This window comes from Micromonospora sp. NPDC005710, assembly GCF_040630995.1.
Classification (GTDB): Bacteria; Actinomycetota; Actinomycetes; order Mycobacteriales; family Micromonosporaceae; genus Micromonospora.
Genome location: NZ_JBEXYP010000005.1, coordinates 285686 through 303109 on the forward strand (window position 1 = coordinate 285686; position 17424 = coordinate 303109).

At 69.1% G+C, this 17424-nt stretch carries 15 protein-coding genes; 11 read left to right on the forward strand and 4 right to left on the reverse strand.

What is annotated here, in order from left to right:
• Window positions 1–147 precede the first annotated feature (147 nt).
• Both ABZ406_RS09480 and ABZ406_RS09485 read left to right on the forward strand, forming a co-directional pair.
• Window positions 148–738, forward strand: coding sequence for a hypothetical protein (locus tag ABZ406_RS09480; RefSeq protein ID WP_357757932.1), 591 nt, complete (start codon window positions 148–150; stop codon window positions 736–738).
• Complete coding sequence (locus ABZ406_RS09485; protein ID WP_357757935.1) at window positions 731–1642, forward strand: serine hydrolase; 912 nt, start codon at window positions 731–733, stop codon at window positions 1640–1642. The genes ABZ406_RS09480 and ABZ406_RS09485 overlap by 8 nt, the downstream gene beginning before the upstream one ends.
• Window positions 1643–1661: 19 nt before the next feature.
• Here ABZ406_RS09485 and ABZ406_RS09490 read toward each other — a convergent pair whose 3' ends face one another.
• Window positions 1662–2801, reverse strand: a complete 1140-nt coding sequence (locus tag ABZ406_RS09490; RefSeq protein WP_357757938.1) for a substrate-binding domain-containing protein — start codon at window positions 2799–2801, stop codon at window positions 1662–1664.
• A gap of 478 nt (window positions 2802–3279) precedes the next feature.
• On the opposite strand from ABZ406_RS09490, the gene ABZ406_RS09495 reads away from it, so the two are divergent.
• From ABZ406_RS09495 to iolB, 7 genes are all read left to right on the forward strand, one after another.
• Window positions 3280–5283, forward strand: a complete 2004-nt coding sequence (locus ABZ406_RS09495) for a DUF2264 domain-containing protein (RefSeq protein ID WP_357757941.1) — start codon at window positions 3280–3282, stop codon at window positions 5281–5283.
• 43 nt (window positions 5284–5326) lie between these two features.
• A complete protein-coding gene (locus ABZ406_RS09500; RefSeq protein WP_357757944.1) occupies window positions 5327–6631 on the forward strand; it encodes an extracellular solute-binding protein in 1305 nt (434 codons plus the stop codon).
• A gap of 116 nt (window positions 6632–6747) precedes the next feature.
• Window positions 6748–7611 (forward strand): sugar ABC transporter permease, encoded by an 864-nt coding sequence (locus ABZ406_RS09505; RefSeq protein WP_357757946.1) that lies wholly within the window; start codon window positions 6748–6750, stop codon window positions 7609–7611.
• Window positions 7611–8507: a carbohydrate ABC transporter permease gene (locus tag ABZ406_RS09510; RefSeq protein ID WP_357757949.1), complete on the forward strand. Its 897-nt coding sequence runs from the start codon at window positions 7611–7613 to the stop codon at window positions 8505–8507. The genes ABZ406_RS09505 and ABZ406_RS09510 overlap by 1 nt, the downstream gene beginning before the upstream one ends.
• Window positions 8508–8512: 5 nt before the next feature.
• On the forward strand, window positions 8513–9190 hold the full coding sequence (locus ABZ406_RS09515) for a hypothetical protein (protein WP_357757950.1): 678 nt from the start codon (window positions 8513–8515) through the stop codon (window positions 9188–9190).
• An 84-nt stretch (window positions 9191–9274) separates the two neighbouring features.
• Window positions 9275–10459 (forward strand): glycoside hydrolase family 88 protein, encoded by a 1185-nt coding sequence (locus tag ABZ406_RS09520; protein ID WP_357757952.1) that lies wholly within the window; start codon window positions 9275–9277, stop codon window positions 10457–10459.
• Window positions 10460–10504: 45 nt separating this feature from the next.
• The gene (gene iolB / locus ABZ406_RS09525; protein ID WP_357758180.1) at window positions 10505–11329 is read left to right on the forward strand and encodes a 5-deoxy-glucuronate isomerase; all 825 of its coding nucleotides are present in this window, start codon (window positions 10505–10507) and stop codon (window positions 11327–11329) included.
• A 171-nt stretch (window positions 11330–11500) separates the two neighbouring features.
• On the opposite strand, the gene ABZ406_RS09530 is transcribed toward iolB, so the two are convergent.
• A complete protein-coding gene (locus ABZ406_RS09530; RefSeq protein ID WP_357757955.1) occupies window positions 11501–12106 on the reverse strand; it encodes a lytic polysaccharide monooxygenase in 606 nt (201 codons plus the stop codon).
• A 245-nt stretch (window positions 12107–12351) separates the two neighbouring features.
• Entirely contained in the window at window positions 12352–12930 is a 579-nt protein-coding gene (locus ABZ406_RS09535; protein ID WP_357757958.1) for a hypothetical protein, read from the reverse strand.
• Window positions 12931–14205: 1275 nt separating this feature from the next.
• Between ABZ406_RS09535 and ABZ406_RS09540 the strand changes: the two genes are divergently transcribed.
• Window positions 14206–14376, forward strand: a complete 171-nt coding sequence (locus ABZ406_RS09540; RefSeq protein ID WP_357757960.1) for a DNA-binding protein — start codon at window positions 14206–14208, stop codon at window positions 14374–14376.
• Between the two features lie 240 nt (window positions 14377–14616).
• Window positions 14617–15471 carry a hypothetical protein gene (locus ABZ406_RS09545; protein ID WP_357757963.1) on the forward strand — a complete coding sequence of 285 codons (855 nt, stop codon included), beginning with the start codon at window positions 14617–14619 and terminating at the stop codon, window positions 15469–15471.
• 145 nt (window positions 15472–15616) lie between these two features.
• On the opposite strand, the gene ABZ406_RS09550 is transcribed toward ABZ406_RS09545, so the two are convergent.
• Entirely contained in the window at window positions 15617–17392 is a 1776-nt protein-coding gene (locus ABZ406_RS09550; protein ID WP_357757966.1) for an extracellular solute-binding protein, read from the reverse strand.
• Between the last annotated feature and the right edge of the window lie 32 nt (window positions 17393–17424).

Consider the following 17424-nt stretch of genomic DNA (forward strand, 5'->3'; position numbering starts at 1 on the left):
GTTCCGGATGGGATCGGGCCGGTGGCAGGTATCTGTGTCGGGAAAGGGTTTCCGGTGTCCGTATCGAGCAGCACAACATGCCGGGGCTGGCCTCGCGGTGGGGGTCGGGGTTCGGCTGTTGTCCTGTCGGCGGTCCTGTCGGCGGCGGTGGTGCTGGCCGCAGGGTGCGATGGGCGGAAGCCCGACGTCGCCGCCGATGTACGGAACAGCGCGACGGCAGACCGGGGCGAGCTGGGCCTGCTGCTGGGTGCGGGTGATCTGGGAGCGGACTGGCAGGTGGACGACGCGCGAGCCGGTGTGCCGCCCTGGCCCTGGGAGCAGAACAGCTGCCCCGACTATCGGCGCGGCGACTACCCGGCCACGGCGCATCGACGCCATGCCGTGGAGCGCTACTACCGGCTGCCTGACGGCTCGTCGCCCGCCCACCACGTCGTCGAGACGTTCGAACCTGGGTGGGCCGAGCGCAACATCGATGACGTTCGTCGGGTCCTGCTGCGGTGTGCGAGCTATCCGGTTCTCGGATCGCAGGTCTCGTTCGACGTCGTCGATCCTTACTACCTGGAGGGTGCCGGAATGCTCATCCGAGGTCGCATCGCGCGTGCGGGCGTCCCGAACACCGTCACGTACGTCGTGATCGTGAAACGAGGAGAGACGGTCTCGACGGTTCGCCTGCCCGATCCGGGCAGCAGGACCGTGGTGAACTCGATCGCGGCGAGGGTGGTGGCCCGCCTTGGCTGAGCGCAGCGGTCGGCAGGTGTCGCGCCGGTGGGTCGTCTCCGCTGTCACCGTGTCTCTGGCCGGTGTCGCGACGGCCGCCTTCGGTGCCACGCGTCCTCGCGACGGCGACGGCCCGTCGCACGGTCCTACCCCTGCCAGCCCGGTCCCCACCACGCCGGCCATCGACCGGGTCGACGAGGCGAGGAAGCGCATCAGGGCCTACGTGGAGCGGTACGACGGCCACCTGGCGGTCGCGGCACTCGACCGACAGGGAACGGCCGCGGTGACGGTCGGCACCAGACGGTTCGAGACCGCCAGCATCGTCAAGGTCAACATTCTCGCGGCCCTTCTGCTGCGCCAGAACCCGCCGGGTAGGGCCCTGAGTGCCGACACCCGACGGTTGGCTGAGGCCATGATCGTGTCCAGTGACAATGACGCGGCGGGGGCCCTGTGGCAGCGCATCGACGGCTCACGCGGTCTCGCCGCCGCGAATCGTGCGCTCGGGTTGCGCGAGACCAAGCCCAGCGTGCACTGGGGAATCACCACGACCACCGCTGCCGACCAACTACGTCTGCTGACGGCGCTGACGTCGCCGGACGGACCGCTCACCCCGCAGGACCGCACCTTCGTCATGGGTCTGATGCAGAAGGTGATCCCCGACCAACGATGGGGTGTGACAGCCGCGCGGGAGACGGGCAGCCGTTCTTCCTACGTCAAGAACGGGTGGGACACGGTCGATGTCGACGATGGTCGCTGGCTGGTCAACAGCATCGGACGGATCGTCGAGGCCCGTCACGACTGGCTGATCGCCGTACTCTCCGACCATCACGTGAGCCAGAAGGAGGGCATCCGCGTCGTCGAGAGGGCCGCGACGTACGTGCTCAAGGAGCTGCGCGCCGCCACTGCCGGCGACGGTGCGTCGTAGGAGCGGATGCCGAGAACACCTACGCCGGTGGCGGCGCTGTCGACTCCCGGATCCGCAGCGACGGGCTGATGACGATCCGGTGGGTGGGCCGGTCAGGGTCGGCGAGCCGGTCGGCGACAAGACGAACGGCGGCCCGTCCGATGGAGCGTCGCGGCGGTCGCACCGCGGTCAGCGGTGGGCTGAAGAGCCCGGCGACTTCGTCGTCGTAGGCCACTATGGACAGATCGCCGGGCACTGACAGGTGTCGCTCCTCGCAGTGCTGCACCAGCGCGATCGCCTCCGCGTCGGCGTGCACCAGCAGCGCCGTCGTCCCGGTGGCCCGGCATCGGTCGAGGACGTCGTTGAGCACGGTGTCTCGCTCTGGTGACCGTGCGTCGGGTGCCACGGCGACCACTGTCGAATCCGGGTCGAGGCCACACTCGGTGGTGGCATCGAGCCAGCCGCGCCGCACGTGCTGGCTGGTGGGGCTGTTGGCGTCGAGCACCAGGCCGACCTTCTGGTGTCCGAGCGAGGTGAGGTGGCGTACCGCCATGGCCGCGCCGAGCGCGTGGTCGGTGACCACCGACTCCATGACCGCGTGGTGGTCGCCTGCCGTCGCGGTGCGTTCCAGCAGGACGACCGGAACGCCTACCTGGTCGAGCCACTCGATTGTGCGTTCGGCGGTGGGCGCGTCCATGCTCGGCGCGATGATCAGCGCATCGACGCTCATCCGACTGACGAGCCGGGCCAGTTGCGGCTGGTCGTCATCGGTGTCGTAGGAGGAGCCACGCAGGATCACCCGCATGTCAAGCTCGCGGGCGGCGCTTTCCACGCCCCGAGCCACGTCGGGCCAGTAGTAGTCCAATGAGGGCACGACCATGCCGAGGGCACGCCCCACCAGCGGGGCCTGCTCCGCGGCGGGTGCCTCGTCGGCTGCCGGGACGTCGTCCGGCAGGATCAGGGCGACCCCGCCGTGGACCCGGCGTACCAAGCCTTCGGCGGCGAGTTCCGCGATGTCGCGCCGGATGGTGACCGGTGCGGCGCCGAGCACGTGGGACAGGTCGGAGATGCGCATGGAGCCGTCGCGGTGCAGGGCGGCCAGCAGTTGCTGGCGGCGGGTGACCTGAAGCGGCCCGCGGGAGGACTCCGCCGCGGCGACGACAGGACTGTCCTTGGTCATGGGGGACCTCCGAGGAACGCTACGTGCGGCGAAAGCCCTTGCCTGGTGGGGACGAGGTCGCCGGCCGGGTCGAACGCGGTGTCGATCGCGAGCCGGATCAGTTGGTCTCCCCGTACGTCGATCAGCATAGGATCCGCGATCCGGCGGATCGTCGTGGCGCAGGGCGCCGAGGTCGGCTGAGCCCGACCGGACCGACGGTCCGCAGCGGCCACGGCTCCGAGGACTGATGGAGCGGATGTGAGCGATCGTGATCGTATCAGACCGTTTCTCAGGAACCAGTGCGTCGATCAGCACCTATATCGGAGCTTTGAGACCTGCTTCTGATCGGACGTGTCCACTTTGGTTCGGGAGAGGCATTGACTCGTTCCGTTGTGAGCGTTTTACTTCGGAAACCCTGCTGATGCCTGCGCGTCATATTCATCGGCAACGCCCCACTCGCCAGACTTTACGGAGGCGGATCGATGCGACAGGACCTCGGATGACGTTCGGGGCTACCGGCCGGACGGCACCGGAGGCGGGGTCGGATGCCACTCCCGCCACAACCTGGAACCGGGATGACTGGTTGGCCCTCGCCGACCGGATGCTCGCCGCCGCCCGACCGTTCGCGTCGCCCGGACACGCCCTCGTCACCTTTCCCGGACCGAAGGGAGGGTACGGGCAGGCCATCGACGGACTGGAGGGCTTCGCCCGTACCTTCCTGCTTGCTGGTTTCCGCATCGCTGGCGCCCAGGCAGTGGGCCTGGACGAACTCGTCGACCGGTACGCGGCGGGTGTCACCGCTGGCACCGACCCGAACTCTCCGGACCGTTGGACGCGTCTGGACGAGCACCCCCAGGCGAAGGTGGAGGCCGCCTCCATCGCGTTGGCCCTGGACATGACCCGTCCGTGGATCTGGGATCGGCTGGCGCCGGTGGTGCGCGAGCAGGTGGTGGACTATCTGCGTCCGGCGGTCGGCGACGACACGTACCCACGGATCAACTGGGTCTGGTTCCGACTTGTCGTCCAGACGTTCCTGCGTTCGGTGGGCGGGCCGCACTCGCTCGACGAGATGGCCGAGGACCTGGCCACGCACGACGGCTTCGCCCGCGGCGACGGTTGGATGTCCGACGGGCCGGAGCGGGCGTACGACCACTATGTGGGCTGGGCCCTGCACCTGTACCCGACGCTGTGGGCTCGGATGGCCGGCGCTGCCGGCCTGGCCGAGCAGCGCCGCGAACGGGACCTGGACGGCCTCGACCGCTTCCTCAGCGACGCGGTAGCGCTCGTGGGTGCCGACGGATCGCCGTTGATCCAAGGGCGGAGCCTTACCTACCGCTTCGCTGCGGCGGCGCCGTTCTGGGTCGGCGCGATCGCCGGCGTGCCCTCGATCAGCCTCGGCCGCCTGCGCGGCGCGGCCACCCGCGTCGTGCGACACTTCGTCGCCAACGGCGCCCTGGACGAACGAGGTGTACTCACCCTCGGCTGGCACGGGCCGTGGCCGCCACTGGCGCAGTCGTACTCCGGGCCGGGCTCGCCGTACTGGGCCAGCAAGGGCCTGCTCGGCATCGCGCTACCCGCCGACCATCCGGTGTGGACGAGCGCAGAGGAGCCGTTGCCGGTGGAGGAGCGCGACTCGGTACGGGCGATACAGGCACCAGGCTGGCTGGTCTCCGGCACCCGCGCCGACGGCGTCGTCCGCGTCGTCAACCACGGCACCGACCACGCCGTCGAAGGTGCCACCGTCTCGGATTCCCCGCTCTACGCCCGACTGGGCTACTCCACCGCGACCACCCCGGTCCTCGTCGACAGCGGCTGGGCCAGTCCGCTCGACCAGTCCGTCACTCTCGTCGACGACGCGGGCCGGGTCACCCACCGCGCCGGCATGCGCCTGCTGACCGTCCACGTCGGCGCCGACGGCGTGGGCGTGGCCGGGTCACGTGCCCTCGCCCACTGGCTCGACCCGGACCCGGGTCAGCGCGATCACGGCGGCGGTCGCGTGGGCCGGTTCCGACCGGCCGGGCACCTCACCGTGTATTCGCTGGTACGCGGCCCGTGGGAGCTACGGCTGACCCGCGTCGACGACCTCGCCGACGGCGTCGAGGCGGCTGCGCTGCGGCTCCGCATCGGCGGCTGGGCCGTTGCCGGGGATGCCATGGCCACCGCCGAGGGCGGTGCGGCGGTCGTGACGGGAGCCGACCTGACCAGCCGGCTGGAGAGCCTCCACGGCGGCGGAACGGCAGGCGTCACCGCCGTTCCGCACGGCGGGCCCCTGGTCGGCGGGCTGGTCGTGCCATGGCTGGAGCACCCCGTCCGACCGGGGGCATGGATCGCCGCCTTCACCGAGCTGACCAGGGTGTCAGTGGTCACGGCCGGGCGGGCGTGCCAAGCCCTTGTCGACGAGAACGGCCGCGGCCTCCACCTGGAGGTCGACTGGCCCGACGGGATCAGCACGTCGACCCGTCTGGACACGGAGCATGCCAGGCCCACCCCGGCGTCCTGGTAGCAGTGCGGGCCCGACCTGGGCCCCTTGACCTGAAGGAGAGAGGATGAAGCGTGCGATACCGGCCGTCATCAGCGCCGCGACGGCCCTGACGCTGGTTCTCGCCGGCTGCGGGGGCGGAGACGAGCCAGTCGACCCCAATGCCCCGGTGACGATCACCCTGGCTGGTTGGAGCCTGTCGTCCACGCCCGAGTTCAAGACGCTCGCCGACGGATTCAAGGCGACCCACCCGAACGTGACGGTGGCGCTCAAGGAGTACGCCTCGGGCAACGACTACGACACCCAGATGATCACGGACCTGGCTGCCGGCACCGCCCCGGACGTCTACGTCATGAAGAACCTCAAGAACTTCTACACCTACCAGAGCGGTGGTCAACTGCTCGACGTCTCCGACGCCACCTCCGGTCTCGGCTCGGTCCCGGCGCTCGCGTCGTACCAGGTCGATGGCAAGACGTACGCGGTGCCGTACCGGCAGGACTCGTGGGTGCTGTTCTACAACAAGGACCTGTTCGCGAAGGCGAAGGTGACGCCACCGGACGGCAGTTGGACCTGGGACGACTACGCCGACGCGGCGAAGCGGCTGCACACCGGGCTGAAGGGGGCCGGCTCGACCGCGACCGGCGCGTACCAGCACACCTTCCAGTCCACAGTGCAGGGGTTCGCGCTCGCCCAGACCCCCAACGCGGACCTGCTCTCCGGGGACTTCGGCTACCTCAAGCCGTACTACGAGCGGTCACTGGACCTGCAGGCGGCCGGAGCGCAGCCGACACTCGGCACCGCGAAGACCAACAAGCTCACCTACCAGGCGCAGTTCGGCAAGCAGCAGTCGGCGATGCTGCTGATGGGCACCTGGTACGTTGCCACGCTGCTCAACCAGCGAAAGAGCGGCGACGCCGACACGTTCCAGTGGGGGATCGCCCCGGCGCCGCAGTTCGACAAGTCCACCACCGGCACCTCCGCCACGCCTGTCACCTTCGGTGATCCGACCGGCCTGGGGATCAACCCGAAGATCAGCAAGTCCAAGACCGCCGCGGCCAAGGCCTTCCTCCAGTACGCGGCCGGCCCGGATGCCGCCAAGGCGCTGGCCGGGATCGGCATCACCCCGGCCCAGGTCACCGAAGCCGTCACCGCGACGCTGTTCGGGCTCGACGGTGTACCGCAGGACGACCTGTCGAAGTTCGCCTACGCCAAGCACCTGATCAATCCGGAGAACCCGGTGTCGAAGCACACCGCCGGCCTGCAGAACCTCCTCAACGAGACGCATTCGGCGATCCTCTCCGACAGCAAGGGCGTCGATGCGGCGCTGAGCGAGGCGCGGACCCGCGCCAAGAACGAGGTTCTCAACCAGTGAGCTGATGGCGGGCCCGGCGCGCCTGAACCGCACGCCGGTCCCGCCACCATGCCGAACGCTCCCGGAGACTTCCTATGACAACATTGCCGCGCACGAGACCCAGGAACCGGCGGCTGGTGTCGCGCAACACGGTCGCCGGCTGGTCGTTCATCCTTCCCAACTTCGTCGGCTTCGCCGTGCTCACCCTGCTACCCGTCGTCGTGCTGTTCTACGTGGCCTTCACCAACTGGAACGCCTTCGGGGTGGCCGAGTGGACCGGCACCGCCAACTTCCGGCGAATGTGGGGCGACGCGAGCTTCTGGACCGCACTGCGCAACACCGTCTACTACACCGCCTTCCACATCCCGCTGACCCTCGCGGCGTCACTCGGGCTGGCACTGCTGCTCAACCGCAAACTGCGTGGCGTGCGGTTCTTCCGCACCGTCGCCTTCTTTCCCTACGTCACGTCGATCGTGGCGATCGCGACCGTGTGGAACCAGCTGTTCAGCCCGGAGTACGGCCCGATCAACGCTCTCCTCGGTGCCGTCGGGGTGGACAACGGCCCGGGCTGGACCACGTCGTCGACCTGGTCGATGCCGGCGGTCATCATCGTCGGCACGTGGCGGTACATGGGGTACTACATGCTGCTGTTCCTGGCCGGCCTGCAGACCATCCCGGCCCAGCTCTACGAGGCGGCCGAGACCGACGGGGCCACACCGTGGCAGCGGTTCGTGCACGTGACCCTTCCCGGGCTGCGGCACACCACCTTCTTCGTCACGGTGCTGCTCACCATCGAAAGCTTCAAGGTCTTCGACCTCATCCTCGTGATGACCGGCGGCGGACCTGGCCAGTCGACACTGGTGCTCTCGCAGTACGTCTACCAGAAGAGCTTCGAGGAGAACCAGTTCGGCTACGGCTCGGCGGTCTCCGTCGTCCTGTTCGCCATCTGCTTCAGCATCACGGTCATCCAGTTCATGGTCAACAAGCGGAGGAACAGCTGATGACCGCGGTCGACCTCTCCGCGCCCACCCCGGCCCTCGCGGCGCCCGACAACCGCAGCGCGCCCGGCCGACCGGTCCGGTCCCGGAGTTGGCGGTTCATCGGGTATGCCGCCCTCGTGCTCGCGGCGGCCGGGCTGCTGCTGCCGTTCTACTGGATGGTGGTGGCGTCGTTGAAGACCAACAACGACGTCTTCACCATCCCGATCACCTGGCTCCCCGATCCCGTGGTGTGGCGCAACTACCTCGACATCTGGCAGCGCTCGGACCTGACGACCTGGTTGGGGAACACCCTGCTGCTGTCGGTGCTCGTCACCCTCCTCCAGGTGGTGACCGGCAGCTTCGCCGCCTACGGCTTCGCCCGGGTCCGCTTCCCCGGCCGCGACGCGCTCTTCCTGGCGTACGTCGGAACGATCGCGGTGCCCTGGCAGTCGTACATGATTCCGCAGTTCATCCTCATGTCGAAGCTGCAGTTGTCGAACACGCTGTGGTCGATCGTCGCGATTCAGGCGTTCGGCGCGTTCGGCGTGTTCCTGATGAAGCAGTTCTACGAGACGATCCCCGAGGAGTTGAGCGAGTCGGCGCGGGTGGACGGGCTCAGCGAGTTCGGCATCTACCGACGGATCATGCTGCCGCTGTCCCGACCGGCGCTTGCCAGCCTGGCCCTCCTGACGTTCGTGACCACCTGGAACGACTACCTCGGCCCGCTGATCTACCTGCGCAGTCCGGAGCTGCGCACCATTCAGCTCGGGCTGAACACCTTCATCTCCCAGTACAACGCCGAGTACGCGCTGATCATGACGGGCTCCGTGCTGTCAGTGCTGCCAGTGGCCGTCATCTTCCTGCTCGGCCAGCGCTACTTCATCGAGGGCATCGCCACGACCGGACTGAAGGGTTGAGGTCCGTGCGATCGCGCCACCACACCATCACCGCCGTCTTCGACGGGGTCTACGTCGCGCTCGTCAGCAATCTTCTGCTCGTGCTCGGATGCCTGCCACTGGTGACGCTCGCGTTCACCACCGACGCGGCGCGCTCCTGGCCGCTGTACGCGCTGACCGCTCCGCTCTGCGCGCCAGGGCTCTGTGCGGCCTTCGCCGTCATGGCGGCCTACTCGGCCGGCGACTCCGGCGGCGTGCTGCGTACCTACTGTCGCGCCTGGCGGGCCACCGCCCGGCCGGCGATGCTCTGGACGGCTGCGGCCGTGACTGTCCTGGTCGTACTCGCCGTCGATGCCCGCGCCGCGTGGGGCCACCGGGTCGGCGCGCTCGCCCTGCCGGTGCTGGCGACCCTCATCGTCCTCACCGTCGCGACCACGCTGCTCGGGTTGGTGACCCTCACCGAGCGACCCACCGCACGGTTGCGGGAGGTGGCCCGCGCCTGCGGGTATCTGGCGGTGCGCCGGTGGTACCTCACCGCCGTGTCCCTGCTCGTGCTCGCGCTGCTCGCCCAGATCCTGGCGGCCCGGCCCGCGATCGCGCTGGGCCTCGCCGCCGCGCCACTGCTGTACGTCGTCTGGGCCAACAGCCGCTTCACCCTGCGCGCCGTCCTCGACCCACCGGCCACCGCACCCCAGAGCACCTGAACACCAGACTCCGGCCACCGAGCCGGGACACCGACGACACATCTGCCCGGCACCGGACCGGACACACGAGGGAGATCAGCATTCATGACGGCGACCGACGTCCGTCCCCACTCCGACGCAGAATCCACGGCGGCCGCGGTGGCCGCCGCGATACGTACCGTCGACGCGAACATCGCGACCTTTGGCGACAGGTACCCCGCGGACACCACAGTCGCCAACCGCTACCCGTTCCGGCCACCGGGTGGTGGCCAGCCCGAGGGGGCCAACATCGGCTGGACCACAAGCTTCTGGCCCGGCATGCTCTGGCTGGCACACGACCTGACCGGTGACGACCGCCACCTGCGTGCGGCGATGTCCCACGTGGACAGCTTCGCGGCCCGGGTGACCGGCGGCATCGACCTGGACACCCACGACCTCGGGTTCCTCTACACCCTCGCCTGCGTCACCCCGGCCCGCCGTACCGGTGACGTGCGGGCCCGAGGCGCGGCTCTCGCCGCCGCCGACCACCTGATGACGCGCGTCCTCGAACCCGCCGGGATCATCCAGGCCTGGGGCGACCTGAACGACCCCCGCCAACGGGGCCGCACCATCATCGACAGCCTGATGAACACGCCGCTGCTCTTCTGGGCCAGCCACACCACAGGCGACGACCGCTACGCCGCCGCGGCCCGGCGGCACACCGCTCAGCTACGCCAGCACATCCTGCGCCCGGACGGCACGACGTTCCACACCTTCTACTGGGACACGAACAGCGGCGAGCCGTTGCACGGCGAGACCGAGCAGGGCCACGCCGACCACTCCTGCTGGGCCCGCGGGCAGGCATGGGGCATCTACGGATTCAGCCTCAACCATCGGCACACCGGCGACCCCGCGCTGCTCGCGGCCGCACGGATCTGCGCGGACCGGTTCCTCGCCCAACTGCCCGACGACCACGTCGCGTACTGGGACCTGGAGTTCGGCGACGGCAGCGGCCAGGAGCGGGACAGCTCAGCCGCCGCCATCGCCGCCTGCGGCCTCGTCGAACTCGCCGACAGCCTCACCGACCCGGCCAGCGCCGGCCGGTACCGGACCGCCGCCGAAGACATTCTGCGATCGCTCATCGAGCACTACTCCACCGGCGGTCATCAGGTGTCGAACGCGCTGCTCCTGCACGGCGTCTACGACAAACCCAAGGGCGTCGGCGTCGACGAGGGAACCCTGTGGGGCGACTACTTCTACCTGGAAGCCCTCACCCGCGCCACGATCCCGGGCTGGACCAGCCCCTGGTGAACGCCAGTTCCGACCCGGACTGCCCCCATCCTGCGAAAGGTGACCATGGACTACCGCTACCACTGCACCATTCCCGCCGCCGCCGGCCGGAACACGCTTCCCGTCAATCCCTGCCGACTGCTGGACTTCACCCTGCTGCGGCTCGCGGCCGGCGAGTCCTGGACCGGCGAGTCCGGTGACCGGGAGATCCTTGCCGTCATCCTCGGCGGAACGGCCGACTTCACCGTCGCCGGGCATCACTTTCCGCAGGTCGGGCGGCGTCCGGACGTCTTCTCCGGCAAACCGCACTCGGTCTACGTCCCGGCCGGCTGCCCGGTGACCGTCGAGGCCGTCACCGCCGTGGAGATCGCCCTGCCCAGCGCACCCAGCGAGCTGGCCGCCGACCCCTACGTCATCGCGCCCGAGCAGGTCGCGACCGGCCGCTGGGGAGCGGCCAACTTCGGCCGCACCTACCACCAGATCCTCACCGAAATCTCCCAACCGGACCTGCCCGCCCGCCGGCTCATCGTCGGTGAGACGTACACACCCTCGGGCAACTGGAGCACCTACCCACCGCACCGTCACAAGGTCGATGACCTGCCCGCCGAGGCCGCGCACGAGGAGATGTACTACTACCGCGTCAACCCGGCGAACGGGTTCGGCATCAGCCGGGTCTACACAGACGACGGATACGAGGAGAACGTCACCATCCGCGATCACGTGATGCAGATGATGCCCGAGGGGTACCACACAGTGGTCAGCGCACCTGGCTACACCACCTATTTCCTGTGGTTCCTGGCCGGCACACAGCGCACCCAGGGCGCTCGCGAAGACGCCGACCTCGCCTGGGTGGGCCAGGCCGTACCGACCCTGCGCGGCCTGGGCCTGTAGCACTCGACGTGCGGCGCCCGACCCGGATCACCGGCGCGGGTCGCCTGCGGGTAGTAGCCCGACGTCGGTGGTTCGGCCAAGGCCCGTCCTCAAAAAAGGGTGGGCGCGTGGTCCGGCCCAGGGCGCCAAAGCCCTGGGCCGGAGTGGTGCCGTACCTGTCGGTCTCGCTGGTCAGGCGACGGTGATGTCGCTGCACCACATGTAGGTCTGGTCCAGGTGCGACGCCCTCCAGAGCACGAACAGGATCTGGTTCCCGCTGCGTGCCGGGAGCGAGACGTTGAACGAGATGTTCTGCGCCGGCGCGTAGCGCCCGGTCGTCGTCACCAGGTCGAGGTTGCCCCACCCGAGCTTCTGGGTGGTGGGGTTGAAACCCTGCTTGGTGATGTAGACCTGGAGGTAGTCGGCGCCGTGGCTGGCCTGGTCGTACAGCTGGACCGTGAGGTTGCGGCTGACGGGGGTCGTCTTCCACGCTCCGGGCTGGTTCACGCTGTCGTTCCTGGTCAGGCCGTTGCTGCACAGCTGCCCATCCGGGGTGCGGGCCTGGTACTGGCCGGCGAGGCCGTCGCGCAACTGGCTCATCCAGTTCCACATGGTGTCCGGGTTGGCCTGGAACGCCCGCCAACACATCGGGTCCTGCTGCTGCATGGCCGGGTTCATGTGCTGGTTGCCCCAGGCCTTCCAGCACTGGTAGGCACGACTCATCGGGTTGATGATCGTGCCGTGGGCCTGGGCTGCCCCGGCGAACGGCAGCATGCCGGCCACGATGGCGAACAGCATGACGAGTGCCCGGAGGGACTTACGGACGGGTGACCGGGATCGTCCACCGGATTGATCGGGCTTGTGTGAACGCACTGCTCATCCTCCGCTCTTGGGGTACGAGAATTCAGCGTGGAAACGCTCCCAAACCCACTGTTGCATCTATTAACGTAAATATCAATACTGATCTATTTATGCCCGGATGTGGATCGAGCTGACCGGGGTGTCCACTGCTGCGGCATCGCGGTACCGGCCGCGCGGCGCGCTCACAGCCCGGCTGCGGCGTCGTACCGGCGGCGCTGTTCGGCCATCTCCGACTCGGTCAGCGCCTCCTTGAGCGCCAGATCCGCGTACTTGGGCGGGAACATCTGCCGCACCCTGTCGGTGAACATGACCTCGGCGGTCGCCTCGACCACCTGGATGCCCGGCGGCTGGGTGGACATATCCATGATCACGGGACCGGCCAGCTTGACGGCCACGTCCCAGGGGCGCTTCTGCTCGGCGACCCCGCAGAGGTGGAAGCCGTAGACAGTCCGCACGTCGGCGAGCGCGGCGACCTCTGTCGGCTCGTAGCCGTAGACGCGGACCCCGCAGATCACTGCCGGCTTCGCCTGGGCGGTCGCCTGCTGGGCACTGTGGCCGGCGTGGTTGTGCTGCCCCGGGTCGGCCTGTTCCAGCGTGCTCCGCATCCGGGCGGTGATCTGCGCCTGCAGATCCGCCGGCTCCGCCTCCGGGCCGACCCGGTTGACCAGTACGACAGTGCCGGCCGACACCGCCAGCAGGATCACCGCCACCCACACGAAGCGGTTTCGGTACCAACCCGCGAAGTTCTCTCGGGAAACCATGATTGTTTCTCACCTCGTCGCCGGTTCTGGTGCGCTGGCAGGCCGATTCGGATGCCCGGCGGCTCACGCGTCGAGCGCGTCGGCCGTCTGGGACGCGCGCCGGGGTATACCTGTGGCGGACGCGGATGACTGCCCGGCACGCTGCCCGTCGTCGTAGAGGTGGCCCGGCGATCCGGCAGTCGAGCGTCCGCCGAGGCGGCGCGCTGCCGGCGCTGCGATGCTCCCGTGCTGGCCGTTCTCAGCGCGGTTGCCCCCGCGCTGCGGCGATATGAGCCATTCCAACACGTCTGGAACAGCTTGGCAACATCGATGAACATCAGCGTGGGATCGGGCTGGCCACTCCGCCCTCCGTCGCACCCGAGCCCGTCGCCGCCACGGCTGCGCGCGAGGACGGCCGCCCGGCATGCCTGGGCGTCCGTGGAACGGCAGACGCGCCAGCTCCCCGATCCGGATTGCCGGGCACGTCGTCGGCCTGGTCGGGCCGATCGGCCGCCGGCAGGTCCACTCTGCTGCAACTGGCCCGTGGGCTGCTCGACTCGACCCCAAGGCGGATCGAGGTGCTCGGTACACGGCCGGCCAGCGGGTCGGGCGGTGTCGAATAGAGGCTCGGTGCGCGGCGCGGGGCAATCAGGGCGTGCCTGGGGGAGTCTCCTGGTACGCCCTGAGTCGGTCCTGGGCCCAGCCCAGCGACCGGCATCCGTCCGGTCGGCACCGGGGGCAGTGGGCCTCCTGGTGCTCAGCGATGGTCCATGCGGCCAGCCGGGGAACCCAGATCTCCCGCGGGATCTCCTCCGGGACGCTCACGGCCTGGGGGTGGAGGCCAGGCGGTGAGCCTTCACCACGCCAATGGCCCAGTTCAGCATGTCGCAACCGGCGTCCCAGCACTGGACACACGTTCCGGTGGCGCGGTGAGGGCTGGCCGGTTCCGCGTGCTGGGTGATCACTCGTTTGGCCGTCCAGAGGACCAGCGCGGGGGTCACGGGACCGTCATCCATGGGCACAGCTCCACCTCCTGCAATGGCAGGTCCGGGAACGGAGCCCTGCTCGCGTACCCGGACCGCTACCCGGTGTGTTGCCCGTCTAGGGGACCAAACTTGCCCACCCTCTGTCAAGTATGCAAGTGGTCCGGCTACGTATCGAAACCGGCGCTGAGCAGCGCCTGCGAGTGATTCCACCAGGGCTTTCAGGTCCGACAGTGGGTACCGTAGCGATGCTCAGAAGATGGCCTGGCTACGGAGGTTGTACGGGAGCGCGGAGCTTCAGGAGCGCTTGGGCGTGTCGCGCGTCCGGGTAGTCCAGCTCACCAGCCGGCCCGACTTCCCGGAGCCCTTCGACCACCTGGCCGGCGGGACCGTCTGGCTGGTGGAGGACGTGGAAGCCTGGATCAGCCAGCACCAGCCGTGGAAGGCCAGGGGAGCGGACGAACCCCCGCCGCCGGAGAGCTGAGCGGCCAGGAGAGCGGACATGGAACGGCCCGGATCACCTTGTCCGGGCCGTATTCGGCACGGAATTCACTGCTTGGTGATCTTCTCCAGGTACTTGGCCGCGTGTCGTACCGATGGCGAGTCAGCACACGACCGGGCCGGGTGGGGGCCGTCGACGCTGAGCCAGTCCGACTGATCGTCGCAGCGGCTGCCTCTTTGAAGGGGGCCGATGGGTAGCGGCGACGCATGGCAGGATGCGCCCGTGCGTCCCCGTCTGATCCTGCTGACTGCGGCGGCCTCGTGCGCAGCCCTTCACGTCGCAGGCGTCCTCACGGCAAATCCGATCTGGCGCTACGCCGAGGTGCTGAGCATCGGCCTGCTCCTCGCCTACGCCATGACCAGCCGATCGCAGAGTCACCGCTGGGCGCTGTGGACAGCCGTCGCTGTGCTGCTCGTAGGCGCTGTCCGCACGGTGCCGACCGCTCGGGGCAGCGTCAGCTACGGCTGGATGATGCTCGCGCCTGACTCGGGCATTGATACACCGTCCGCGTTCGAATCGGGTGTCTCCCTCTGCTGGCCCATGGTGACCACGGTATGTGTGCTACTCGTCGCGTGGCACCGTGGAGGCTGGCAACGACACACGGTGGCTCCGGCTGTCGTGGGGGCAGCGCTGATCATCGGGTACGCGGTTTTCCGCGTCGGTGGTATCTGGCGCGCTGTCGCTGCCGAGTCTCCGTACGCGAGCGGCGCCGACGAGGCCGAGACGATGATGGCCGTGAGTACGGCTGTCCTGCCACCCCTGGTCCTCGGGATAGCCGCGTTGGCGCTCGCCGCGGCGCTCGCCGGCCACTGTCGACGGCTCGCCTCGATCGGCGCGGCGCTCCTGGCCCTCACGGCACTGCCACTGACGGACACGTGCATCGACGCGGTCCCGATGCCCCTCGCCGTCGGCAGCGCCAACGCCCTGTTCGCCTGGCACGCCATCACGCCCACACAGTCCCTACCGCGACCGATGCCGGCGCTCACGGCGGTGGTCGAACTGACCGCGTACCTGCTGCTCGTCGCAGGCCTCACCGATCCTCCCGGACAGACACGCGAGTCAACGTCCGAGGCCTGAAAGCGCCCTGTCGACCAGGGCGATCACCTTCGCGATCTGACTCTGCGGGTGCCAAACCCCCATCCGCGCTGGTCACGTGGCCTGCACGTGTTCGTTGATCAACCGCTGGGCCCGTCGAGCAGTCCGCTGCGGGCCAGGGGCAGCGTCAGAAGCTGCTGACCAGCTTCACGAACGCCTCGTCGACAGTGGCGGGATCGGTCGCGTCGAAAGCCTTGCCCGACGACGCCTTGGCGATCTGGTCCAGGGTGGCGAAGTCCGACTCCCGGTCGAAGGCGATGCAGAACACCTTCACCGGACGCTCCGGGTCCAGGGTCACCTCGGCAAGCAACCGGGCCAGGTCGTTGTCCTTGCCGTACTCGTTCTTGCCGTCGGTGAGCACCACGATCGCGTTGATCCGCTGCGGGTCGTACCTCTCGAGCAGTTCTCGGTGGGCGGCCCGGACCGTCGCGTAGAGCGCGGTGCCGCCGCCGACCTGCAGGCCGGCGACCTTGCTGTTGATCCGCTTCTGGTCGAACGCGCCGAGCGGGACCTCCTCCCGGTAGGGGCTCTTCGGCCGCTGTGGGGTCTCCGAGGAGAACGACCAGAGCCCCACCCGGTCTTCGGTGTTGAGCAGGGCGAGGCCCTTGGCCGCCGCCGCCGAGGCGACCTGGAAACGGGTACGGGTGCCCACCTTGGCCTCCATCGAGCCGGAGGTGTCCAGCGCGATCAGGATGTTCGCCTTCTTGCGGAGCGTGCGCCAGCCGTCCAGCATCGCGCTGACCACCTCCGGGGCCGGCGGCTCGAAGTAGTTCAGCCCGCCGGCCGGCTCGGCGCCGACGCTGGCGAGCAACTCTGCCGAGGCACGGCGTTCGTGGTCACGAAAGCCGAGACGGGCGAAGCTCTCCTGCTGGGGCCCCTCGGTCAGAAATTTCCGGAAGTCGGCCGCTGCCGCGCGCTGCCGCTTGTCCGCCGACGGCAGCACCACGAACGGGTGGTCCAGGATGAACGTGCCCTCCTTGGGGTGGACGGCGACAAGCGGGACGTTCGGCCGGCGACCGCGCTCCTGCCCTTCCTGCCGGGGGCTGAGCGCGCCCGTGTTGTAGAGGTCCACCAGCTCCTCCTGCAGGACGATGGCGCTCATGTCGTCAGTGCTGCCCTGCCTGCCGGCCAGGTCCGCCTCGGCGAGGCTGCGCAGCAGGTCCACCGAGTCGTCGCTGTAGTGCGACACGTTGGCTTCGATGCGGCGGACGAACTGGGTGACCGCCGGGTCGGCCAGGTCGGACCGGGTCAGGTCATTGGCCCGTTGCACCGCCGCGTAGTAGGTGGCGATGGTCGCCGCCAGCCCAGAGGTGGACAGGTTCGGGTTGTCCTTGCCGAAGGTGAAGCGACCCCACTCCGGCTTGCCGAAGTCCGCCCACCCGTCCCGCCCGGAAAGGCCGAGGATCTGCCCCCAGCCCAGCGACCCGCGCTCGCGTACCAGATCGGCCTTGGGCTGCGGCATCGCGATCACCAGTGGGCTGTTGGCGATCGACGGGTACTGGTCCGGGGTCTGCAGTTCCCGCCCGGCGGCTTCGTCGAGCAGCCTGAGCTGGCCGGTCCACAGGCTCGACGTCGGCAGCCAGACCTGCGGTTGCGGCAGGCCGGTGCGGGTCCAGTCGGTGGCCAACGCCTCGGTGGCCTTGCCCGAGTTCAACGCGCTGACCTGCACCTGGGCGCAGCCGCCACCGGCTGTCGGCCGGTCGCTGCGGTTGTAGCGCTCGGCCAGGTCGACCAGCAGAGCCGCCTTCTCCGTGGAGGAGTTGACGTGCAGGGTGGTGGCGCAGTCGTTGCCCGCTTCACGCTGCCTAACGAACACGAACGCCCCGGCGATGACCACCAGCCCGGCGGTGACAGCGGCGGTGTACGGCAACCACTGCCGCGTACGAGTGGCGGTTGGGGCCATCGGGGCGTCCTCCTCGGCGGGCGGCTGGTGGC

What these genes read in the sequence shown, in the direction of transcription:
- ABZ406_RS09490 (WP_357757938.1), bottom strand. Translation starts at nt 2,801, where the DNA reads ATGACCAAGGACAGTCCTGTCGTCGCCGCGGCGGAGTCCTCCCGCGGG.
- ABZ406_RS09495 (WP_357757941.1), top strand. Translation starts at nt 3,280, where the DNA reads ATGACGTTCGGGGCTACCGGCCGGACGGCACCGGAGGCGGGGTCGGAT.
- ABZ406_RS09500 (WP_357757944.1), top strand. Translation starts at nt 5,327, where the DNA reads ATGAAGCGTGCGATACCGGCCGTCATCAGCGCCGCGACGGCCCTGACG.
- ABZ406_RS09510 (WP_357757949.1), top strand. Translation starts at nt 7,611, where the DNA reads ATGACCGCGGTCGACCTCTCCGCGCCCACCCCGGCCCTCGCGGCGCCC.
- ABZ406_RS09520 (WP_357757952.1), top strand. Translation starts at nt 9,275, where the DNA reads ATGACGGCGACCGACGTCCGTCCCCACTCCGACGCAGAATCCACGGCG.
- iolB (WP_357758180.1), top strand. Translation starts at nt 10,505, where the DNA reads ATGGACTACCGCTACCACTGCACCATTCCCGCCGCCGCCGGCCGGAAC.
- ABZ406_RS09530 (WP_357757955.1), bottom strand. Translation starts at nt 12,106, where the DNA reads ATGCTGTTCGCCATCGTGGCCGGCATGCTGCCGTTCGCCGGGGCAGCC.
- ABZ406_RS09535 (WP_357757958.1), bottom strand. Translation starts at nt 12,930, where the DNA reads ATGGTTTCCCGAGAGAACTTCGCGGGTTGGTACCGAAACCGCTTCGTG.
- ABZ406_RS09550 (WP_357757966.1), bottom strand. Translation starts at nt 17,392, where the DNA reads ATGGCCCCAACCGCCACTCGTACGCGGCAGTGGTTGCCGTACACCGCC.